Annotated in this window: 17 protein-coding genes; 11 read left to right on the top strand and 6 right to left on the bottom strand. The window is 65.6% G+C overall.

Annotated elements, in window-relative coordinates:
• Nucleotides 1-20 precede the first annotated feature (20 nt).
• Both serA and BMI89_RS09680 read right to left on the bottom strand, forming a co-directional pair.
• Nucleotides 21-1,616: a phosphoglycerate dehydrogenase gene (gene serA / locus BMI89_RS09675; protein WP_078550874.1), complete on the bottom strand. Its 1,596-nt coding sequence runs from the start codon at nt 1,614-1,616 to the stop codon at nt 21-23.
• 70 nt (nt 1,617-1,686) lie between these two features.
• Nucleotides 1,687-2,832, bottom strand: coding sequence for a phosphoserine transaminase (locus tag BMI89_RS09680; protein WP_078570756.1), 1,146 nt, complete (start codon nt 2,830-2,832; stop codon nt 1,687-1,689).
• 159 nt (nt 2,833-2,991) lie between these two features.
• Here BMI89_RS09680 and serB point away from each other — a divergent pair, with 159 nt between their 5' ends.
• Nucleotides 2,992-3,864 (top strand): phosphoserine phosphatase SerB, encoded by an 873-nt coding sequence (gene serB, locus BMI89_RS09685; RefSeq protein WP_078570757.1) that lies wholly within the window; start codon nt 2,992-2,994, stop codon nt 3,862-3,864.
• Here the strand turns inward: serB and nagA are convergent.
• Both nagA and BMI89_RS09695 read right to left on the bottom strand, forming a co-directional pair.
• Nucleotides 3,840-4,982 carry an N-acetylglucosamine-6-phosphate deacetylase gene (gene nagA / locus BMI89_RS09690; RefSeq protein WP_078570758.1) on the bottom strand — a complete coding sequence of 381 codons (1,143 nt, stop codon included), beginning with the start codon at nt 4,980-4,982 and terminating at the stop codon, nt 3,840-3,842. The two genes, serB and nagA, sit on opposite strands and share 25 nt — an antisense overlap.
• Nucleotides 4,970-5,791 carry a BadF/BadG/BcrA/BcrD ATPase family protein gene (locus tag BMI89_RS09695; protein ID WP_078570759.1) on the bottom strand — a complete coding sequence of 274 codons (822 nt, stop codon included), beginning with the start codon at nt 5,789-5,791 and terminating at the stop codon, nt 4,970-4,972. Before BMI89_RS09695 ends, nagA begins: the two co-directional genes overlap by 13 nt.
• Before the next feature lie 134 nt (nt 5,792-5,925).
• On the opposite strand from BMI89_RS09695, the gene BMI89_RS09700 reads away from it, so the two are divergent.
• From BMI89_RS09700 to BMI89_RS09735, 8 genes are all read left to right on the top strand, one after another.
• Nucleotides 5,926-8,055, top strand: coding sequence for a bifunctional TVP38/TMEM64 family protein/FAD-dependent oxidoreductase (locus BMI89_RS09700; protein WP_078570760.1), 2,130 nt, complete (start codon nt 5,926-5,928; stop codon nt 8,053-8,055).
• Nucleotides 8,052-8,657: a CDP-alcohol phosphatidyltransferase family protein gene (locus tag BMI89_RS09705; RefSeq protein WP_078570761.1), complete on the top strand. Its 606-nt coding sequence runs from the start codon at nt 8,052-8,054 to the stop codon at nt 8,655-8,657. The genes BMI89_RS09700 and BMI89_RS09705 overlap by 4 nt, the downstream gene beginning before the upstream one ends.
• An 11-nt stretch (nt 8,658-8,668) precedes the next feature.
• Entirely contained in the window at nt 8,669-9,868 is a 1,200-nt protein-coding gene (locus BMI89_RS09710) for an ABC transporter substrate-binding protein (RefSeq protein ID WP_078570762.1), read from the top strand.
• A 7-nt stretch (nt 9,869-9,875) separates the two neighbouring features.
• The gene (locus BMI89_RS09715) at nt 9,876-11,531 is read left to right on the top strand and encodes a hypothetical protein (RefSeq protein ID WP_078570763.1); all 1,656 of its coding nucleotides are present in this window, start codon (nt 9,876-9,878) and stop codon (nt 11,529-11,531) included.
• Complete coding sequence (locus BMI89_RS09720; protein WP_078570764.1) at nt 11,528-12,163, top strand: ATP-binding cassette domain-containing protein; 636 nt, start codon at nt 11,528-11,530, stop codon at nt 12,161-12,163. The genes BMI89_RS09715 and BMI89_RS09720 overlap by 4 nt, the downstream gene beginning before the upstream one ends.
• Nucleotides 12,164-12,299: 136 nt before the next feature.
• Complete coding sequence (locus BMI89_RS09725) at nt 12,300-12,896, top strand: hypothetical protein (protein WP_078570765.1); 597 nt, start codon at nt 12,300-12,302, stop codon at nt 12,894-12,896.
• A gap of 152 nt (nt 12,897-13,048) precedes the next feature.
• Nucleotides 13,049-13,822: a DUF6478 family protein gene (locus tag BMI89_RS09730; RefSeq protein ID WP_078570766.1), complete on the top strand. Its 774-nt coding sequence runs from the start codon at nt 13,049-13,051 to the stop codon at nt 13,820-13,822.
• Between the two features lie 11 nt (nt 13,823-13,833).
• Complete coding sequence (locus tag BMI89_RS09735) at nt 13,834-14,184, top strand: hypothetical protein (RefSeq protein WP_078570767.1); 351 nt, start codon at nt 13,834-13,836, stop codon at nt 14,182-14,184.
• 53 nt (nt 14,185-14,237) lie between these two features.
• Here the strand turns inward: BMI89_RS09735 and BMI89_RS09740 are convergent, their stop codons facing one another.
• A complete protein-coding gene (locus BMI89_RS09740) occupies nt 14,238-15,866 on the bottom strand; it encodes an AMP-binding protein (RefSeq protein WP_078570768.1) in 1,629 nt (542 codons plus the stop codon).
• Nucleotides 15,867-15,963: 97 nt separating this feature from the next.
• Between BMI89_RS09740 and BMI89_RS09745 the strand changes: the two genes are divergently transcribed.
• Nucleotides 15,964-16,611 carry a sulfotransferase family 2 domain-containing protein gene (locus BMI89_RS09745; protein ID WP_078570769.1) on the top strand — a complete coding sequence of 216 codons (648 nt, stop codon included), beginning with the start codon at nt 15,964-15,966 and terminating at the stop codon, nt 16,609-16,611.
• Between the two features lie 261 nt (nt 16,612-16,872).
• Nucleotides 16,873-17,541, top strand: coding sequence for a Hint domain-containing protein (locus BMI89_RS09750; RefSeq protein ID WP_168174816.1), 669 nt, complete (start codon nt 16,873-16,875; stop codon nt 17,539-17,541).
• 181 nt (nt 17,542-17,722) lie between these two features.
• On the opposite strand, the gene BMI89_RS09755 is transcribed toward BMI89_RS09750, so the two are convergent.
• The gene (locus BMI89_RS09755) at nt 17,723-19,912 is read right to left on the bottom strand and encodes a 3-hydroxyacyl-CoA dehydrogenase NAD-binding domain-containing protein (protein ID WP_078570770.1); all 2,190 of its coding nucleotides are present in this window, start codon (nt 19,910-19,912) and stop codon (nt 17,723-17,725) included.
• Nucleotides 19,913-19,915 lie beyond the last annotated feature (3 nt).

Here is a 19,915-nt window from a genome sequence, read left to right on the forward strand (position 1 = left end):
GATTCAACCGTTCAGCTAGATCAGCCGAGGACGAATTCCAGCGGTTTGACCTGCTTGAAGCCGCCCGAGGTTTTCAGCGCGTCGACCACGTCCTGACCGACGGCCTCGTCGACATAGGCAATCGCGATCGCCTCGCCGCCCTGCTTGGAGCGACCCAGGGTGAAGTTCGCGAGGTTCACGCCCTTCTCGCCGAGGATCGTGCCGAGTTTACCGATGATGCCGGGCACGTCGTCATTGGTGGTATAGAGCATGTGCTCGCCCACTTCGGCGTCGATGTTGATGCCCTTGATCTGGATGAAGCGCGGCTTGCCATCCGAGAACACGGTGCCCGCGATCGAGCGTTCCTTGCTTTCCGAGACGACGGTGACCTTGATGTAGCCCTCGAAGATACCGGTCTGGTCCTGCGAGGTGGTCGAGATCTGGATGCCGCGCTCTTTCGCGATGACCGGGGCGGAGACCATGTTCACGTCCGGCTGGCTGGCTTTCAGGATGCCCGAAACCACGGCGGCGTCGAGCGCCTTGAGGTTCATCTCGGACGCCACACCGTCGAAGGTGATGTTGATCGCCTTGATCGCATCCTCGGTCATCTGGCCGATGAAGCCGCCGAGGTGCTGCGCGAGTTTCACCCACGGACCCATGACTTTCGCCTCTTCGGCGGTCATCGAGGGCATGTTGAGCGCATTCTCGACCGCGCCGTCCAGCAGGTAGTTCGACATCTGCTCTGCGACTTGCAGGGCGACGTTTTCCTGAGCTTCGGTGGTCGAGGCGCCGAGGTGCGGCGTGCAGACCACGTTCGGCAGGCCGAACAGGACGTTATCGGTCGCCGGTTCCTCGGCGAAGACGTCGAAGGCCGCGCCCGCGACATGGCCCGACTTGATGAGATCGGCCAGCGCCTGCTCGTCGACCAGACCGCCACGCGCACAGTTGATGATGCGCACACCAGGCTTGGTTTTCTGCAGGTTTTCCTTCGAGAGGATGTTGCGGGTCGAATCCGTCAGCGGCACGTGCAGCGTGATGAAGTCGGCGCGGCGCAGCAGCTCGTCCAGCTCGACCTTCTCGACGCCCATGTTGGCCGCCTTCTCTTCGCTCAGGAAGGGGTCATAGGCCACGACCTTCATCTTCAGGCCGCGCGCGCGGTCGCAGACGATGCCACCGATATTGCCCGCACCGATCACGCCGAGGGTCTTGGCGGTCAGCTCGACCCCCATGAATTTCGACTTCTCCCATTTGCCAGCCTGCGTCGAGGCATCGGCTTCGGGGATCTGGCGCGCGACCGCGAACATCATCGCGATGGCGTGCTCGGCGGTGGTGATCATGTTGCCGAAGGGCGTGTTCATCACGATCACGCCTTTCTTGCTCGAGGCTTCCTTGTCGACATTGTCGGTGCCGATACCGGCGCGGCCGACGACTTTCAGGTTGGTCGCGTTTTCGAGCAGTTTCGCCGTGACCTTGGTGGCCGAGCGGATGGCGAGACCGTCATACTTGCCGATCACCTCGGCGAGCTTTTCCTTGTCCTTGCCGAGCGAGGGCTCGAAATCGACCTCGATGCCACGGTCGCGGAAGATCTGGACGGCGGTTTCCGAGAGTTTATCGGAGACGAGAACCTTGGGGGCCATTTTCTGGGCTCCTTGAATTTTCAGAATATCGGGAAAGGACGGGCCCGGAGGCCCGCCAATCTGTCACGGATCACGCTTGCGCGGCGATCTCGGCCTCGAAGGCGTATTCGACCCAAGGCATCAGTGCCTCGACATCCGCCGTCTCGACGGTGGAGCCACACCAGATGCGCAGACCGGCCGGGGCGTCGCGATAGGCGCCGAGATCGAGGCCCACGCCTTCAGCTTCGAGCCGCTTGGCCACGGCTTTGGCAAACGCCGCGCCATCCTTGATGCGATCGTCGGTGAACTTCACGCAGACCGAGGTGGTCGACGCGGTCGCCGGATCATTGGCGAGGTTCGCGATCCACGGCTTTTCAGCGCAGAAATCCCACACGACTTTCGCGTTGGCATCGGCGCGGTCGATCAGGCCTTTCAGCCCGCCCACCGATTTCGCCCAGTTCAGCGACACGAGGTAATCTTCGACGCAGAGCATCGAGGGGGTGTTGATCGTCTCTCCCTTGAAGATGCCTTCGTTCAGCTTGCCGCCCTTGGTCATGCGGAAGATCTTCGGCAGCGGCCAGGCGGGGGAGTAGTTCTCCAGCCGTTCGACCGCGCGGGGCGACAGGATCAGCACCCCGTGACCGCCTTCGCCGCCCAGCACTTTCTGCCAAGAGAAGGTGGTGACATCGAGCTTATCCCACGGCAGGTCCATCGCGAAAGCGGCCGAGGTCGCGTCGCAGATGGTCAAGCCTTCACGGTCCGCCGGGATCGCATCGCCATTGGGAACGCGCACGCCCGAGGTGGTGCCGTTCCACGTGAAAACCACGTCGGTGTTGAAGTCGATGGTGGAGAAATCGACGATATCGCCATAGTCGGCGGTCTTCGTCTCGGCCTCGATCTTGAGCTGCTTGACCACGTCGGTCACCCAGCCCGCGCCGAAGCTTTCCCAAGCGACCATCGTCGCCTTGCGCTCGCCCAACAGCGACCACATCGCCATTTCGACGGCGCCGGTGTCGGAGGCGGGCACGATGCCGATGCGGTAATCGGCGGGCACGCCCAGAATTTCGCGGGTGGTGTCGATCGCCTCTTTCAGCTTCGCCTTGCCGATAGCGGCACGGTGCGAACGGCCCAGCGGCGCGTCATTGAGCATGTCGAGGGAGAAACCGGGGATCTTCGTGCAGGGGCCCGAAGAAAAACGCGGGTTTGCCGGCCGCGTAGCCGGAGCTTGAATAGCCATTGCTGGTATCCTTCCAGATATATGCCCTTCGTTGGGGAAGGGTGTCCCGCCGCCGCAGATACGCTCGCGCCCGCTCTGGTGCAAGGAGAATTTTTGGTCTAATGCGCCGCATCAGGTCACGGATACGACATTTGAACCGACATTCCCCAAGGAGCGCGCATGTTTACCGCCACGCTGATCGCTGACCCGAAAGAGGCCAATCTGGATCAAGGCACGCTGGATGCGCTTTGCGGTGCATGGGGTGGTGGCGCGGCCCGTTGGCTCAACCCGAATGTCGCGGCGGAGTTCATGGTGGACCGCGTGCCGTCGAATCGTTGGCAGGCCTGGGAGGGTCTGCAGGGGCTGGGCGTCGATCTGGTCGTGCAGCCCACCGAGGGGCGGCGCAAGCAGATGCTGCTGGCCGATATGGACTCGACGATGATCCAGCAGGAATGCATCGACGAGCTGGCCGATGTCGCGGGTGTGGGCGAGCGGGTGAAAGAGATCACCGCGCGGGCGATGAATGGCGAGCTGGATTTCGAGGGCGCGCTGACCGAGCGGGTCGGGCTGCTGAAAGGTCTGCCCGAGAGCGTGATTTCCGAGGTGATCGAAAAGCGCATCAGCTTCATGCCGGGCGGGCACGATCTGGTCGCGACGATGAAGGCCAACGGCGCCTATTGCGCGCTGGTCTCGGGCGGGTTCACGGCGTTCACCGGCTATGTCGCAAAGACGCTTGGGTTTGACGAGAACCGCGCGAACCTGCTGCTGGTCGAGGATGGCAAGCTGACGGGCGTGCCCTCACAGCCGATCCTCGGGCGCGAGGCCAAGGTTCAGGCTTTGCTGGAAATTTCGGAAAAGCTGAAACTAGATCACGCGCAGGTTATGGCGGTGGGCGACGGCGCGAATGATCTGGGGATGCTGAAGCTCGCCGGTGCGGGCGTCGCGCTGCATGCCAAGCCCTCGGTCGCCGCGGAATGCGACATCCGGATCAACTTCGGCGATCTGAGCGCGCTGCTCTACATTCAGGGCTATGCGGTGGAGGATTTCGCCTGACCACCCTGCCAGACTTCGGTCAGGCGCCAGTCGTCATCGAAATGCACCAGATCCCCGGCGAAGCCCGGCGCGATCCGGCCCACCGGCGCGCCGATCGCCTCGGCCGGGATACGGGTTGCCATCGCAAGCGCCTGTTCCGGTGATGCGCCAACTGTCTCGATCATGAAGCGCACGGCCTGCGGCAGAGACAGATCGGCCCCGGCAAGCGTGCCGTCCTCCAGCCGCAGCGCCCCGTCGCGGCGCAGGATGCGGCGACCGGCGAGATCGAATTCCATCAGATCGGACCCGGCGCAGGCCATCGAGTCGGAGACAAGGAAAACCTCGCCCTGCAGCATCGCCGCCAGCGCCAGCCGGATCGTCTCGGGATGCACATGGATGCCATCCGCGATCAGGCCCGCGGAGACCGGCTGCGACAGCGCCGCGCCGACAAGGCCGGGTTCGCGACTGCCCAGCTGGCTCATCGCGTTGAAAAGATGCGTGACCATCCGTGCGCCCGCCGCGATGGCCTCCTGCGCCTCGGCAAAGCTGCACTCGGAATGGCCGAGGCTGACGACAATCCCGGCCTCGGACAGCCGCGCGATCTGCTCGGGCGTCGCATTGGCGGGCGAGAGCGTCATGATGAGCGCAGGCAGCCCGGTTTTTGCCTCCAGCAGCGTCTCGATGTCTTCCTCGTCCAGCGGGCGGATGCAGCCGGGCGGATGGCAGCCGGGGCGTTTGGGGTCGAGATGCGGGCCTTCCAGATGCAGCCCGCCGAATCCCGGAACGCGCGTCACGGCGGCGATGCCTGCCGCCAGCACCGTCTGGGTCGCGGCGCGGGTATCGGTGATCAGCGTCGGCAGGATCGTGGTCGCGCCGAGAGCGGCATGCGCGGCGCAGATGGTGGAGATCGTCTCGAGCGTCGCGTGCCCGTCGAGCATCACGCCGCCCCCGCCATTCACCTGCAGATCGACGAGACCGGGCGCGAGCGTGCCGCCTGGGAACTCGACAACCTCGCCCTCGGGCATCTCCGCGATCGGGCAGAGTGCCGAAATTCGACCCTGTTCCAGCACAATCGCATGGTTTTCATGGAAGGCGGTGCCGTCGAAAACGCGCGCGCCCGTCAGGATCAGCTTGTCCAAAACGCATCCTCCATCGCCAATGCCAAGGCGCCGTCCAGCGCGTTTCCTTCCGCGGGCCGCTGCGGCCAGTCACCCAGCGCAAGACCCTGCCCAAGCCCGCCGAGCCACGTCACCGGAAGCGGCTCTTCGGGCTGCAGCAGCGCAATCGCCGCGCGGATCTCGGCCTGCGCCGCATCGCGCACGGCCACCGCGGCGGGGTCGGTCGATTGCAGGATGCGCGGCGCAAACCGCGCCCAATCGGCGGGGGTCGCGTCGAGGCTGAAAGCGATCAGCCCGTTGCGCCCATCCATCTCCTCGAGCAACTCGCGCAGGAGCGGCGTCACCGCACAGAACCCGTCGAGCGCACGTCCGGCCCGCATCCCGAGCGCCTGGCCGATCCACGCGCCCGAGCCTTCATCGCCCAGCCGCAAGCCCCAGCCGCCGATGGCATGCTGCTCCCCGTCCAGCTGCCGCGCGAAAAACGAGCCGGTGCCGATGGCCGCGACGATCCCGTCCTCGGGCCCCAGCGCACCGCGCACCGAGGTCGTCACGTCCTGCACGACGCGGGCCGGAAACGGCAGGTCGGCAGCCAGCGCCTCGGCGGCGGGCGCATGGTTCGCCCCCGCCAGCCCGAGCACCGCGCGAATCTCGCGCGCGTCGATAGTGCCCATCGCGGTTTCGATGGCGGTGAAGATGTGATGGCGCGCCTCGTCATAGTCCGAGGCGATATTCGCAGGGCCTGACTCGCCACGCCCGATGACGCGGCCGGAACCGTCGGCAAACACCGCCCGGCACCCGCTGCCTCCGCCATCGACTGCAATGAAATGCATCCCCGCCTCCGTTTTGTGCGTAACAGTGCCAAATAGCGGCTCCGAGAGAAAGCGCGTAACGAAATCTGCGCGCGAAACGACTTGGGGAAAGATCGCATCGCCTCTATCACTGGGGCGTGACCCACGGGAGGACCATGCGCAAACCTCTGATATTCCTTGGCCTGATCGCTTTGGCGGTGATCGCGGCCTTTCTGGTGGCCGATCCCGACCCCGAGCGGCTGCGCGCGCTGCGCGACAGCCTCGCCGCGTGGCGCGATGCGCATCCGCTGGCGCTGCCCATCGGGTTCTTCGTCACTTACGTCGTGGTGACGGCGCTGTCGCTGCCCTTCGCGGTCTGGTTGACGCTGCTGGGTGCGGCGCTTTTGGGGTTCTGGCAGGGGCTTGTGCTGATCTCGTTCGCGTCGTCCATCGGGGCGCTGCTGGCCTTTCTGGTCGCGCGCTACCTGATGCGCGACTGGGTGCGCGGACGGCTTGGCCCGCGGCTGGCGAAGATCGAGAAAGGGGCGGCGCGCGACGGCGAGTTCTACCTGTTCTCGCTGCGGCTGATTCCGGTCGTGCCGTTCTTCGTCATCAACCTCGCATTCGGGCTGACCCGGATGAAGGCGTGGAAATTCTACGCGGTGTCGCAGCTCGGCATGTTGCCCGGCACAGCGGTCTATGTCGCGGCGGGCGCGCAACTGGGCGATCTGAACAGCCTGTCGGGGATCGTCTCGCCGGGGCTGCTGGGTGCCTTCGCGGCGCTGGCGGTGTTTCCGTGGGTGGCGCGCGCGGCGCTGCGGGTCTGGGCACGCAAGCGGGCCTATCGCGGCTATGAGCGTCCGGCCAAGTTCGACCGCAACCTGATCGTGATCGGCGCGGGGGCTGCAGGGCTCGTGGCTTCCTATGTCGCGGCGCAGGCGAAGGCGAAGGTGACGCTGGTGCAGGAAGGCCCGATGGGCGGCGATTGCCTGAATTTCGGCTGCGTGCCGTCGAAGGCGCTGATCGCCTCGGCACGGGCTGCGGGCGTTGCACGCGGCTCCGAGGCGCTGGGCGTGCGCGCGGATGTCTCGGTCGATTGGCCCGTGGTGACGCAGCGGATTTCCGAGGTGATCGCGCAGATCGAGCCGAATGATTCCGTGGAGCGCTATGAGGGCTTGGGCGTCGAGGTGATCGAGGGGCACGCGCGGCTGGAAGACCCGTGGACGGTGCGCGTGGGCGATGAGCGCCTTACGACGCGCGGCGTGGTGCTTGCGACCGGCGCGGCCCCGGTGATCCCGCCGATCGAGGGGATCGGATCGGTCGAGCCGCTGACCTCGGACACGCTGTGGGAGACGCTCGCCGCGATGCCTGCGCCGCCCGAGAAGATGGTGATCCTCGGCGGCGGTCCGATCGGCTGCGAGATCGCGCAGGCGCTGGCGCGGCTGGGCGCGGGCGTCACCGTGGTCGAGGCGGCGGAGCGGCTGTTGATCCGTGAGGATGTCGAAGCCTCGGACGCCATCGCGGCAGCCTTGCGCGCCGATGGGGTCGACCTGAAGCTGGGTGCGAAGGCGATCCGTTTCGGGCGTGACGATTCCGGTGAAGAAGGCGGCAAGTGGCTGGAACTGGAGGACGGCTCGAAGATCGAATTCGACACGCTTCTGGTCGCGGTCGGGCGCAAGGCGCGGCTCGAAGGCTTCGGGCTGGAGGAGTTGGGCATTCCGGCGAACAAGGTGATCGAGACGAACGACTACCTCGAGACGCTGATGCCCAATATCTACGCTGCGGGCGATGCGGCAGGGCCGTTGCAGCTGACCAATGCCGCAGGTCATCAGGGCTGGATCGCGGCGGCGAATTCGCTGGCCTCGCCGTTCTGGCGCTTCAAGGCCCATGCCGCGCCGATCCCGCATGCGGTTTTCACCTCGCCCGAACTGGCACGGGTGGGCATGACGGCGGCGGAAGCCGAGGCCGAGGGCGTGCATCACGAGGTCACGACCTATCCGCTGGGCGATCTCGACCGTGCGCTTGCCGAAGGGGCGGGGCAGGGCTTCGTGCGGATCGTCACCGCGGAGGGCTCCGACAAGATCCTCGGCGCGACGGTTTGCGGGGCGCACGCGGCCGAGGTGCTGGCGGAATTCGCGCTGGCGATGCGGCACGGGCTGGGCTTGGGCAAGATCCTCTCGACGCCGCATATCTATCCGAGCTGGTCCGAGGCCGCGAAGAACGCCGCCGGGCGCTGGCGGCAGGCCCATGTGAACCCGCGCACGCTGCGGATCGCCGAGCGCTTCATGACATGGAGGCGCGGATGATCGACGCAGCTCTCCTGCCGCTGCAACGTGCGATGATGCAGCCCCCCGCCGAGGCGCTGGCCGCGCGGGGTATCCGCGCCGATCAGGTGACGGTGGCGGGCTTCGCACTGGGCCTGCTGGCGATCCCGGCGCTTGCGTTCCACGCCTATTGGCTGGCGCTGGCGCTGATCCTCATCAACCGCGTCGCGGATGGGCTCGATGGCGCCATCGCGCGGATCAAGGGGCCGACCGATCGCGGGGCTTTCCTCGATATTGCGCTGGATTTTCTGTTCTATGCGCTGATCCCGGTGGGCTTCGCGCTGGCCGATCCTGCGCGCAACGCGCTGGCCGCGACCATCCTGATCGCGGCCTTCGTCGGCACCGGATCGAGCTTCCTCGCCTTCGCCTCCATCGCCGCCAAGCGCGGGATGAGCACCGATGCCTATCCGACCAAAGGCATCTACTACCTCGGCGGGCTCACTGAGGGGGCCGAGACGATCCTGTTCTTCTCGGCGATCTGCCTGTTTCCGCAGGCCTTCCCGATCCTCGCGGGCCTCTTCGCCGCCGCCTGTTTCGTGACCACCGTGACCCGCTGGCTGATGGGCTGGCGGGCGTTTTCCTGAACGGAGAGAGTATGAGAAACCTTCTTGCCGCCCCGGTTCTTGCCGCGAGTCTCGCGCTGCCGCTTGCCGCGCCCGCTTTCGCCGATTGGGCGCAAACGGAAGCCGAGGCGAAGGGCCAGACGGTCTATTTCAACGCTTGGGGCGGCGATCCGCGTACCAACGCGTTCATCGATTGGGTGTCCGACCAGATGCAGGAGAAATACGGCGTCACGGTCGAGCAGGTGAAGCTGTCCGACACCGCCGAGGCTGTCTCGCGCGTGCAGGCCGAGAAGGCGGCAGGCAAGGATGACGGCGGCGCGGTGGACCTTATCTGGATCAACGGGCCGAACTTCCTCGCGATGAAAGAGGCGGGCTTGCTGCATGGGCCGTTCGTTTCCGATCTGCCCAATGCGAAATATCTCGACCTGTCCGAAGGCTCGGCGGCGACGACCGATTTCACCGTCCCGACGGAAGGGTACGAGAGCCCGTGGCGGCTCGCGAAATTCGCCTTCGCTTATGATGCGGAGCGGGTGAGTAATCCGCCGAAGGATATGGCAGGGCTTCTGGACTGGGCAAAGGCGCATCCGGGCCGCTTCACCCACCCCAACCCGTCGAATTTCATGGGGGCGAGCTTCCTCAAGCAGGCGCTGGTCGAACTGGCTCCCGATCCGGCGGCGCTGTCGCAGCCCGTGACGGATGAGGCCTATGCCAAGGAAACCGCGCCGCTCTGGGCGTGGTATGATGCGCTGCGCCCGCTGATGTGGCGTGAAGGCAAATCCTTCCCCGAGAATGAGAGCGCGCAGGCGCAACTGCTGGCCGATGGCGAGGTCGATTTCGCGATGTTCTTCGATCCCGCCGCGCCGGCTGCGATGATCGAGCAGGGCGTTCTGCCGCCTTCGGTCCGCGTCTGGGTGCCTGAAGGCGGCACGATCGGGAATATCTCCTACGTCGCGATTCCCTATAATGCCGCGCATCAGGCGGGGGCGGAACTGGTCGCGAATTTCCTGCTCGACCCGGCCACGCAGGCGCATATGCAGGATATCCGTGTGCTGGGCAGTTTCTCGGTGCTCGATCCGGCGAAGCTGGATGCCGACGCGAAGGCGGCTTTCGCGGACCTGCCCACCGCGCCCGCGCTGCCGACGTTGGACGATCTCGGGCCGACGCTCCCCGAGCCGCATCCGAGCTGGATGACCAAGCTCACCGAGGACTGGGCGCAGCGCTACACGAAGTGAGGGTTTGATGCGGCTCGCCGTGGCGATCCTGACGCTGGTGATCGGCGCGCCGGTGCTGCTGGGCGCGGCGCTGACGCTGGCGACCGGTTTCGGCTGGCAGCCGGGGCTGGGGCGCGTCGCGCTGGGCCTTGGCGGGTTTGTCGAGGCGCTGGGCGCGCCGGGTATCCTGACCTCGCTGCGGCTGACATTGGTGACCGGCCTGGGGGCTGCGCTGCTGTCGCTCGCGGCCTCGATCCCGCTGGCGCGCTGGCTGGTGACGCGGCAATCCGCGTCGCGCTGGCTGACGCCGCTGCTCGCGGTGCCCCATGCGGCGCTGGCAATCGGGCTGGCCTTCCTGATCGCGCCTTCGGGTTGGGCCGCGCGGTTGATTTCGCCCTGGGCGACCGACTGGGATCTGCCACCGCAGATCGTGACGGTGGGCGATCCGTGGGGGCTGTCGCTGATCCTCGGGCTGATGCTGAAAGAGGTGCCGTTCCTGACGCTGATGACGCTGGTCGCCGCCGCGCAGCGCCCGGTGGCGGAGCAGATGGCGGCGGGCCGGGCGCTTGGCTATGCGCCGGGCCGCGTCTGGGCGCGGATCGTCTGGCCGCAGCTGTACCCGGCGCTGCGGCTGCCGGTGCTGATCGTGCTGGCCTTCTCGCTGTCGGTCGTCGACATGGCGCTGATCCTCGGGCCGTCGAACCCACCGACGCTGGCGGTGCGCATCCTGCGGCTCTACGGCGCGCCCGATCCCGCGCAGGCGGTGCCCGCCTCGGCGCTGGCGGTGATCTTGCTAGCCGTGATGGGGGCGAGTGCGGTGCTGTGGATAGGGGGCGAGCGCGCGGTGGCGCGGCTCGGCAGGGCGCTGATCCGCACCGGGCATCGCGGCGCATCGCGGCGGAACTGGAGTGGTGCTGGCCTGATCGGGGCGGGAGGGCTGCTGGCGCTTGGATCGCTTGGCGCGTTGATCCTGTGGAGCCTCGCGAGCTTCTGGCGTTTTCCCGATGCGCTGCCCGCCGATCTGACCCTCAAACGCTGGGCCAGCGCCGACTGGGTGGGGCCCGCGCTGACTAGCCTGACGCTTGCGCTCATCTCGACCGCGCTGGCGCTGATCCTCGCGATGCTCTGGCTGGAAAGCGAGGATCGCTCCGGCAAACGCCTGCCGCTCGGCGCACTGATCGTCCTGCCGCTTTTGCTGCCGCAGATCGGGTTTCTGCAGGGGCTGACCACCGGGTTTCTCTGGCTTGGCCTGCCGCCGGGGCCGGTCGCGGTGACATGGGCCGAGCTGCTCTTCGTCTTTCCCTACGTGATGATCGCACTCTCCGGGCCGTGGCGCGCGCTCGACCCGGCGCATCTCGCCAGTGCGGCGAGCCTCGGGGCCGGGCCGACGCGCCGGCTGCTGCGGATCAAGCTGCCGATGCTGCTGGGTCCGATCTGCGCGGCGGCGGCGATCGGGGTCGCGGTGTCGGTAGCGCAATATCTGGCCGTTCTGCTGCCCGGCGCGGGGCGCGTGCAGGCGCTGGCCACGGAGGCCGTGGCGCTGGTGTCCGGGGCGGATCGACGGCTGGCCGCGATCCTTGCGCTGATGCAGGCGGCGCTGCCATGGGTGGGTTTCGCGCTGGCGCTCGCGGTCCCGGCATGGTGGCATCGCAACCGGCGCGGCTTGCGCGGAGGAGTGGCATGAGCCTTGAGTTGATCGATCTGAGCCTGACTGCGCCCGGCGCCTCGGCGCCGCTTTTCGCACCGCTGTCGCTGGTCGTAGCACCCGGAGAGACCGTCTGCCTGATGGGGCCGTCCGGGATTGGCAAGTCGAGCCTGCTCGCCCATATCGGGGGCCATCTGCCGCGTGGGTTCACGGCTTCGGGCGATGTGCGGCTAGATGGTGAAAGTGTCACGCATCTGCCCGCCGAGAAGCGCGGTATCGGGATGCTCTTCCAGCAGGCGCAGCTTTTCCCGCATCTCTCGGTCGGCGAAAATCTGGCCTTTGGGTTGTCGGCGCAGGTGAAGGGCAAAGCGGCCCGGCGCGCGGCGGTTGAGGCCGCGCTGGAACAGGCCGGGCTTGCAGGCATGGCGGATCGCGACCCGGCGACGCTGTCGGGCGGGCAGCGCACCCGCGCGGCGCTGATGCGTACGCTGCTTGCGCGGCCCCGTGCGGTGCTGATCGACGAACCCTTCGCCGCGCTCGATGCGGAGCTGCGGGCCGAGATCCGCAGCTTCACGCTGCAGCATCTCCAGGGCGATCGGATTCCCTGCCTGATGGTCAGCCACGATCCGGATGACGGCACGGCCGCGGCGCGCCGGATCGCATTGGGCTGAACCCCGCGCAGTCGATTTGCTTCGAGGCTTGGCAGACTTGCGCGATGAGGGCCCTGAGGCTATTTCCAAGCGCATGATTTCTGCTGTCGGACACCGCTCGTCACGTCTTTTGAAGCCCCTCGCCCTCGCGCTGGGGATGACCGGTTTGCTGGCCGCCTGCCAGCCGACCGCCTTCGGCACGGCGCAGGTCGCGAAGGCGCGCACGACGCTCGCCAATGGCGCGTTGACGGTGGCGGCGCCGAAAGGCTGGTGCATCGATCCGAAAAGCCTGCGCAATTCCGGCGCGGGGGGCTTCGCGCTCTTCGGCAATTGCGCGGCGATCTCCGGCAATGCCGACGACGCCCACGCGCCCGAGCCCGCGCTGCTGAGCGTCACGGTCGGGCCGCCCGCCTTAGAGGATGGCTCCGGCAAGCTGTCGCAGGACCGTCTCAAGAAGATCGGCGATTTCTTCCATTCCGAGATCGGGCGCGCGGCGCTGTCGCGCTCCGGCGAAGCCGCTGACGTGACGATCAAGGGCACCGATATCTCGAATGGTACATTGCTGCTGCGGGTCGAGGATCGCTCCGGCACGGGCGGACCGCCGATTGCGAAGACCTACCTGCGGGGCGTCACGGCGCTTGGCGGGCGGATCACGGCGCTGTCGGTGATGCCGCTGAAGGAAGGCGAAATGAGCTATGCCCGGCAGCGGCAATTGCTCGAGACATTCATCGCCGCGATCCGCGCCGCGAATTGACCGCCCAAGCCGACGCGCAGTCACCTTCCCGGTCGAAACCCCGGAACGCGATGAGTTCGTGCGGAAATTCCCCCTTTCTCGCAACCCGATGATAAGGAATAACTGCTGTGATGCCGCAAACGGCACCGGCAGGCGGGAAAGAAGGGCAGCACATGGCAGGACGGAACGGCGGATCGCTGTTGCAACGGATTGCCGAGCGACGCAGCTTGCGGCGCTGGTGCGATGCGGCGTCCAAGGTCCCTGCATTGGATCCGGAGGGGCTGCGCGGTCTGCGCGCGCGTGCCCGCGCCCTGCGCAACGAAGTCGACACGGTGTTGCGCGCGACAGAACAGCGGCTGACGGCCTTTCCCGGCGATACCTCTGTGCGCAAACCGTCGGGCAGTGATTGGGCGTGGCGTCCGCCGCTCTGGCGCGTGAAGGCGCATCCGCATGGCATCGCGGGGGCGCAAAGCCGCGCCAAGCTCGGCGATGACCTCACCCTGTTCCATGACTGCCCGCGCTCCGAGATCACGCTGCGCCAGATCCGCAATACGAAGGGCGAGACGCTCGCGCCGTTCGGGCTGCGGCTCGATGTGCTGCGGTTCGAAGGGTCGTTCCTGTCGCTGGTGCTCGATCTGCCCGACGCGGCGCTTGGCGGGCTGCAACTCAACCATCTCATCCGTCTGGAAATGCAGCTGGACTGCGAGCGGGAGCTGGAAGTGTTCTGCCGCCTCAACATCAAGCACGGCCCCAATTCGGAGCAGCTGGTGCGCGAACTGCCCCATGGCGACGGCGCGCGCTCTGTCGAATTCGATCTGGCCTATACGCGGATGAACGAGCGGCGGCTGGAAAAGGCGTGGGTCGATCTGATTTTTGAAAACCCACGGATGAATGAGGTGGTGATCCGCGATCTCACCTTCGCGCGCTACCCGCGCGCCGAACTGTGACGGAGGCGAGGATGCTGGACAGCACGCGGATCAAGGCAGGGCGCTGGGAAGCGGTGAGCCATGAGAAAGAGGCACCCGATCTGGAAGTGCGCCATCAGGGCGAGGTGCTCGAAGGGCTGTCGGTCAGTGGCACGCCCGGCGACTGGCGCATCGCGCAGCCGATCCCGGCGGCGTTGCTGAGCGAGGGGGTGCTGACCTTCCTCGTCTGCCGCAAGGCGGATGGCGAGGTGATCGACCGATTCTCGCTGGTCGCGGGTGCGCCGCTCGCGGGTGATCTGCGCGCAGAGATCGACCTTCTGCGCGCCGAGCTGGACATGCTGTCGCGCGCCTTCCGCCAGCATTGCGCCGAGAGCGAAAGCTGAGCATTTCACGCGCGCCCCTCGCGCGCGGGCGCGCGCACGCGTAGAAAGAAGGCCTACGCGTCGAGCAGTTTGGCGACCGCCCGAAGCTCGAATTTCTGGATCTTGCCGGTCGAGGTTTTCGGCAGTTCCGAGAAGATCACGCGCTTGGGCGTCTTGAAGCCCGCAAGCCGCGCGCGGCAGAACTTGATCAGTTCTTCTTCGGTCGCCTCCTTGCCCTCCTTCAGCTCGACAAAGGCGCAGGGCACCTCGCCCCAGGTCTCGTCCGGCTTGGCCACGACGGAGGCGAGCGACACCGCCGGATGGGCGCAGATCACGCCCTCCACCTCGACCGAGGAGACGTTCTCGCCGCCCGAGATGATGATGTCCTTCGCGCGGTCGGTGATCTTGATGTAGCCGTCGGAATGCATGAAGGCGATGTCGCCCGAATGGAACACGCCGCCCTCGAAGGCCTCGCGCGTCGCCTGAGGGTTCTTGAAATAGCCCTTCATGACCATGTTGCCTCGGAAGACGATCTCGCCCAGATGCTGCGCGTCGCGCGCGACCTCCTTGCCCTGATCGTAGACGGTGACCTTCTCGAGCATCGGCATCGAGACCCCGGTGCGCGCCTTCAGATCGGCGCGGGCCTCGCCCTCGGTTCCCTCCCAGGAGGGCTTCCATGTGCATTCCACCGCCGGGCCGTAGGTTTCGGTCAGCCCGTAGACCTGCGTGACGTTGAAGCCCAGCGGCTCGATCGCGGCCAGCGTCGAGGCGGGCGGCGGGGCGCCGGCGGTGAAGACCTCGACGACGTGATCGAAGGCGCGGCGATGTTCGTCCTTGGCGTTGATGATGGTGTTCAGCACGATCGGCGCGCCGCCGAAATGCGTCACGCCATGATCGGCAATCGCGTCGTAGATCGCCTTCGCAGTCACGTCCCGGCAGCCGACGACCGTGCCGCCCATCATCGGGATCATCCAGCTATGGGTCCACGAGTTGCAATGGAACAGCGGCACGATGGTCAGCAGCACCGGATAAAGCTGCATCCGCCACGAGATCGCATTCGCCTGAGTCGAGAGATAGGCGCCCCGGTGATGATAGACGACGCCCTTGGGCCGCCCCGTCGTGCCGGAGGTGTAGTTGAGCGCGATGCTCTCCCATTCGTCCTCGGGCATGATCCAGTCGAACATCGGATCGCCCTCGGCCACGAGCGCCTCGTATTCGAGGTAATGCCCGGTCGGCTCGAAGCCGTGCTCGGGGTCGGCCACTTCGACGATCTGCGGCGCGGGGCCCTTCATCTTCTTCACGGCTTCTTCGGCCACCGGCAGGAAGGCCACGTCACAGAGCACGATCTTCGCGCCGCCATGTTCGAAGATATAGGCGACGGTATCGACATCGAGCCGCGTGTTGATCGCGTTGAGGACCGCACCACAGGCGGGCACGCCGAAATGCGCCTCGATCTGGGGCAGGGTGTTGGGCAGGAGCGTCGCTACCACGTCGCCGGGTTTCACCCCGCGCGCCTTGAGGGCGGAGGCCAACTGACTCACGCGCGCGTGGTAATCAACGTAACTGTAAGAGCGGCTGCCGTAGATCACCGCCGGTCGCTCGGGGAAGACCTCCAGCGCGCGGTTGAGATGCGATAAAGGTGTAAGCGGTGCGTAATTCGCCGCGCATTTCTCCAGACCCGTCTCGTCGGCAAGCCAGCCCATGAAATCCTCCACGTAAATTGTCCGGGCATCTTCAGGCGGCATCGCGCGAAAGGAAAGAGGGTTTGCGTCATCTTTCGTCACAGCTAGTGTCGCGCGCATGATCGTTTCGCATGGCCGCCGCTACATCTTCGTTCATATCCCGAAGACGGGTGGCACGGCGCTGACGCTCGCGCTGGAGAACCGCGCGATGGCGGATGACCTGCTGATCGGTGATACGCCCAAAGCGCGGCGGCGCAAACGCAGGTTGGAGGGGCGCGAGACCCGGGGGCGGCTTTGGAAGCATTCCACGCTGAGCGACGGTCTGGGTCTCTATAGCGAAGATGAGGCGCACAGCTATTTCACCTTCACGCTGGTGCGGAACCCGTGGGACCGGGTGGTCAGCTACTACCATTGGTTGCGCGAGCAGCGGATGGCGCATCCCGCCGTGGCGTTAGCAAAGTCGCTCAGCTTTTCGGACTTCCTTAACCATCCGCACACGCAGGCCTCGCTCGCGGCGGCCCCCTATGGCAGCTACATGCGGTTGCCGGACGGGGAGGAGATTTGTGACCTCTATATTCGCCTCGAAGATGTAGAGGCCGATGCCGCCCCCCTCGCGTCACATCTCGGTTTTTCCGTGACTCCCCTCGCGAGATGCAACATCTCCGAGCGGAAGCGCAACTGGCGCGGGTATTTTTCAGATTTCGACGCTGAAGTGGTTTCGAAACTCTGTGCCGAGGACATCGCGCGGTTCGGTTACCGATTCTAAATTTCGCGCAATTGCAATTTGCGACGCAATTTGGGCGATTCTCACGGGTCTGTGAGCGCACCCCTATCCAAAAAGATAGGTCAAACGCGCGAACCCCTATCCAAAAAGATAGGTCAATCACGGGTCCGTGAGCAACTTACTGTCCGAAAGTATAGGTTTGCCACATTTCGGTCACCTTTCGGCCCCGGAAACTCCCCAGGAATCAATTGATCTAGGTAGGACGAAGAAATGGCCTCGCCGACTTTCAGAAGGAAGACCGACATGACCCGCAGTGCAACGACGACTTGGAACGACGATTGCGCCTTTGATTCCGCTCTGGCGGGCGCAACCTCCGGGCGAGTGCTCGATAACGGGGCTGCTTCGGGGATCGTTGCCGGAACGCGAATCGCGACCGCTATGGGCTGGCGCCCGGTGGAAGCAATTGCGGTTGGCGACATGGTCATGACCTTCGACAGTGGCCTGCGTCCCGTCGTGGACGTCAAGCGAACTCAACTCTGGCTCGGTCACGGGCGTTGCCCGGACCATCGCAAGCCGCTCGCCGTGCCGGTCGGCGCGTTGGGCAACAAAACCCCGATGCTGCTTTTGCCTGAACAGAACATGATGGTGGAAAGCGATATGGCTGAGGCAATTTACGGTGACCCCTTCGCCGTAATCCCTGCCTCTGCTCTTGAAGGCTATCGTGGGATCGATCGGATTACACCCCACCGTCCGATCGACGTGATCGTGCTGGAGTTTGAGGAGGAGGAGATCGTCTACGCGAATGGTTCTGGCATGGTCCATTGCGGTTCGATCAACAGCCACCGGCTTGAAGCACTCTTCGACGATGATGCAGGCCCGAACTACGAGACGCTGTCGCTTGAAATGGCACGCTCGATCGTTGCAGGGCTCATCGACGAAGATCTGACCGCGCACGCTTACGCGGCAGAGTGATAGCCCGGCCTGATTCCCTCCTGATCAACTGACAGGCCGAACGCCGCACCCATGACCAGGGTGCGGCGTTTTCCTTTGTCCTCTGGGTAGATGAGCGTCTCGGTGTTGAAGTGCATCCGGGGCATAGAAAAACGCCGGGGCCTTGCGGTCCCGGCGTTCTGATTTTTCTGGCGCTGTCGGATCAGGCGGCTTTCGCGGCCTGACCGTCGCCGTAGCGACCGTAGAAGGTCTCGCCCTTGGCTGCGATGTCGCGCAGCAGTGCCGGGGCCTCGAAGCGCGGGCCGTATTGCGCGGTGAGAGCCTCGCAGATCGTGACGGCCTTACCAGCGCCGAGAATGTCGAGCCAGCTGAACGGGCCACCCGACCACGGAGCGAAGCCCCAGCCGAGGATCGCGCCGACGTCACCCTCGCGGATGTCTTCCAGCACGCCCTGCTCGAAGGCACGGACCGCTTCCAGCACCTGCGCCATCAGCAGGCGATGCTGCACGTGATGCACGTCGGGCTGCTCGTCGGCGCGCGGGAACTTGGCGTCGAGACCTTCCCAGAGGCCCTGACGTTTGCCCTTCTCGTCATAGTCGTAGAAGCCCGCGTTGGACTTGCGGCCCATCCGGCCCTCGTCGGCCATCCAGAACAGCACGTCATCGACCGCCTCATCGGGATAGGCATCGCCCATCGCCGCCTTGGTGGCCTTGGCGATCTTCACGCCGAGGTCGATCGAGGTCTCGTCCACCAGCTGCAGCGGCCCCAGCGGCATGCCGACCATCGTGGCCGCATGTTCCACCAGCGTCGGGTTAACGCCTTCGGCCACCATGCGAATCCCCTCGTTGATGTAAGGAATGATGCAGCGGTTGGCGTAGAAGAAGCGCGCGTCGTTGACCACGATCGGCGTCTTGCGGATCTGGCGCACGAAATCGAGCGCTTTCGCCACGGCCACCGGGCCGGTCCCGGCGCCCTTGATGATCTCCACCAGCATCATCTTGTCGACGGGCGAGAAGAAGTGGATGCCGATGAACTGCTCGGGGCGCGCGCTGGCCTTCGCCAGTTCGGTGATCGGCAGGGTCGAGGTGTTGGTCGCGAAGATCGCATCCTGCGGGATGACGGCTTCGGCCTTTTTGGTGACCTCTGCCTTCACGCTCACGTCCTCGAACACCGCTTCCACGATCAGGTCGCAACCCTCAAGGGCGGCATAATCCGTGGTCGCGTTGATCAGGCCGAGCGTCTTCGCCTTGCCTTCCTCGGTGACCTTCTTGCGCGAGATGCCCTTGTCGAGGATGCCCTCGGAATAGGATTTCCCGCGATCGGCGGCCTCCTGGCTGTTGTCGATCAGCACGACCTCGATACCGGCCTTGGCCGAGACATAGGCGATACCTGCGCCCATCATGCCCGCGCCGAGGATGCCGACCTTCTTCACCTTCTGGTCCGACACGTCGGGACGGTTCGCGCCCTTCTCCAGCGCGCCCTTGTTGATGAAGAGCGAGCGGATCATCGAGGTCGACGACGGGTTCAGCAGCACATTGGTGAACCAGCGCGCCTCGATCTTGATCGCCTGATCGAAGGGCACGAGCGCGCCTTCATAGACCGCCGACAAGAGCGCCTTGGCCGCCGGATAGACACCTGCGGTCTTGCCATGCACCATCGCGGAGGCACCCACGAAGGTCATGAAGCCCGCCGGGTGATAGGGGGCGCCGCCGGGCATCTTGAAGCCCTTCGCGTCCCACGGTTTCACCAGATCGGCGTCTTTCGCGTTCAGCACCCATTCCTTCGCGGCGGCCAGCGGATCCTCGACGACCTCGTCGATCAGGCCGGCGGCTTTCGCCTTCTTCGGGTCCGACAGCTTGCCTTCCAGCAGGAAGGGCGCCGCCGCCATCGCACCGAGCTTGCGCGAGACACGGGTGGTGCCGCCGCCGCCGGGGAAGATGCCGACCATGATCTCGGGCAGGCCGATCTTCGCCTTCGGATTGTCCGCGACAAAGGTGCGGTGCGTCGACAGCGGCAGTTCCAGACCGATGCCGAGCGCGGTGCCGGGGATCGCGGTCGCGATCGGCTTGCCGCCCTTGTTGGTCTTCGGGTCCATGCCGGCACGCTCGATCTTGCGCAGGACGTGGTGCATCTGCATCACGCCGTCGAAGATCGCCTGAGCGCCGCCTTCGCGCATTTGCGCGATGACGTTGAGGTCCATGCCGCCCGCGAAATCGGGCTTGCCGGAGGTGATGACGACGCCTTTGCATTTGTCATCCGCCAGCGCCTTGTCGATGAAGCTGTCGAGGAGCGCGAAGCCCTCCATGCTCATCACGTTCATCGACTTCTCGGGCACGTCCCAAGTGATGACGGCAACGCCATCGCTGCCAAGTTCGTATTTGAAATCAGCCATTTG

It is taken from the genome of Thioclava sp. F36-7, from assembly GCF_002020075.1.
GTDB lineage: Bacteria > Pseudomonadota > Alphaproteobacteria > Rhodobacterales > Rhodobacteraceae > Thioclava > Thioclava sediminum.